This window comes from Streptomyces sp. NPDC002130, assembly GCF_040296465.1.
Classification (GTDB): domain Bacteria; phylum Actinomycetota; class Actinomycetes; order Streptomycetales; family Streptomycetaceae; genus Streptomyces.
The window spans coordinates 1-1,768 of record NZ_JBEOXI010000666.1 but is presented as its reverse complement, the minus strand read 5'-3'; the positions used below and the strand labels follow the sequence as shown (position 1 = coordinate 1,768).

The window sequence follows — 1,768 nt, the reverse complement described above, 5'->3', positions numbered from 1 at the left end:
CGCCAGTGTCGTCGCGTACTGGGGGAGGAGCGTCGCGTCCGTCGGGGAGGCGAGTTGGTTCCCGCGGGAGCCTTCGCGTGGTTCCCGGTGGGAGCCTTCGCGCTCAGCGGGTTTCGATGACGACCGATTCGATGACCACGTCGTTGAGCGGCCGGTCGGTGCGCGGGTTCGTCTGGGCCGTGGCGATGGTGTCCACGACCTTCTGGCTCGCCGCGTCGGTGACCTCGCCGAAGATGGTGTGCTTGCGGTTCAGCCACGCCGTCGGGGAGACGGTGATGAAGAACTGCGAGCCGTTGGTGCCCGGGCCGGCGTTGGCCATGGCCAGCAGGTAGGGCTTGTCGAAGCGCAGGTCCGGGTGGAACTCGTCTTCGAACTGGTAGCCGGGACCGCCGGTGCCGTTGCCCAGCGGGTCACCGCCCTGGATCATGAAGCCACTGATCACCCGGTGGAAGACCGTGCCGTCGTAGAGCCTGTCCGTGGACTTCGCGCCCGTCTCGGGGTGCGTCCACTCCCGCTCGCCCTGGGCGAGCTCGACGAAGTTCTTGACCGTCTTGGGCGCGTGGTTCGGCAGGAGCCGGACTTCGATGTCGCCGTGATTGGTCTTCAGGGTGGCGTAGAGCTGCTCGGCCACGATCTGCCTTCCGTTGTCTTTCCGTGACTCACTGATCCTCGCACGGACGGGCCTCCGCGTCGCCCGACGTCGGTGCAGCGGGGGGAAACCCTCGGCGGGCGTTCACAAAAACCAGTCGAGTAGCCCCGGGGCGGGGGCGCTCGGCAGCGATCCGTGGCATTGTCGACGACAAGCTCCTGTTGTCCCCTATTCATCCGCTATCGCACGTGATCGGCTCTGGATGCCGGTTTCCGTGACCCGGATGCCCTTCCGCGCATGCCTGGTCTTGCGTCGGGAGGCATGATCCGTAAAAGGGTGGAAAGTCGAAATACCGTACGCCACCGAGGAGGAGGAACCCGTGACCCGCATCGACAGCGTGCGCGCCGCGACTGGTTCGGCGAAGGACAGCGTGCTGCACGCCGCGGAAGTGGTGGCGCCCTACGCCGACACGGCCAAGGACAGGGCCGCGCACTACGCACACGAGGCACGCGTACGGCTAGCGCCCAAGGTGACGCAGGCCGCAGGGCAGGCGCGCGTCCAGTACGGCACCCATGTACAGCCGTATCTGGAGCAGGCCCGCACGCATGTGCCGCCGAAGGTCGACCAGGCCGCCCAGGAAGCCGCCGAACGTACCCGCAAGGCTGCCCGCCAGGCGGCGGAGTACTCGCGACCGAGGATCGAGCAGGCGGTGGCTGCGGCCGTGCCTGTCACGACCGAGGCCGCGGCCCGGAGTGCGGCCGCCCTGTCCGCGCTGCGTGGACAGGTCTCGCCCAAGGAGATCCAGAAGCTGGTCCGCAAGCACGAACGGCGGGCCAAGGCCGGTAAGGCCGCGAAGACGCTGGTGATCCTGGGTGCGGTCGCGGGCGGTGCTTTCGCCGCGTGGAAGTGGTGGGACAAGCAGGCCAATCCGGACTGGCTGGTGGAGCCGCCGGCCGCGACGGAGGTCCCCGAGTCGGGGCGCCTGTCGTCCGTGGACGGCACCGGCCCGTCGGTCCTGGACCCGGAGGTCGAGGCCAAGCAGGCGGAGGACGAGGCCGCCCGCCGCGACGACCGTTCCTGAGGGCGCCGGAATCAACAGCCCGGCGGGGCGGGAGACTTGTGGTTTTATCACACCCCCCGGGTCGTTATTATTTAGAAAAAAAAACACGCCAGCACCCA

2 protein-coding genes are annotated in these 1,768 nt (G+C 68.2%); one reads left to right on the top strand and one right to left on the bottom strand.

Annotation, left to right across the window (positions count from 1 at the left end; translation table 11 throughout):
- Nucleotides 1-103 precede the first annotated feature (103 nt).
- Nucleotides 104-631 (bottom strand): peptidylprolyl isomerase, encoded by a 528-nt coding sequence (locus ABT116_RS44225; RefSeq protein ID WP_344460668.1) that lies wholly within the window; start codon nt 629-631, stop codon nt 104-106.
- A 337-nt stretch (nt 632-968) separates the two neighbouring features.
- On the opposite strand from ABT116_RS44225, the gene ABT116_RS44220 reads away from it, so the two are divergent.
- Nucleotides 969-1,670, top strand: coding sequence for a DUF5324 family protein (locus ABT116_RS44220; protein WP_351646510.1), 702 nt, complete (start codon nt 969-971; stop codon nt 1,668-1,670).
- The last annotated feature ends 98 nt before the right edge of the window (nt 1,671-1,768 follow it).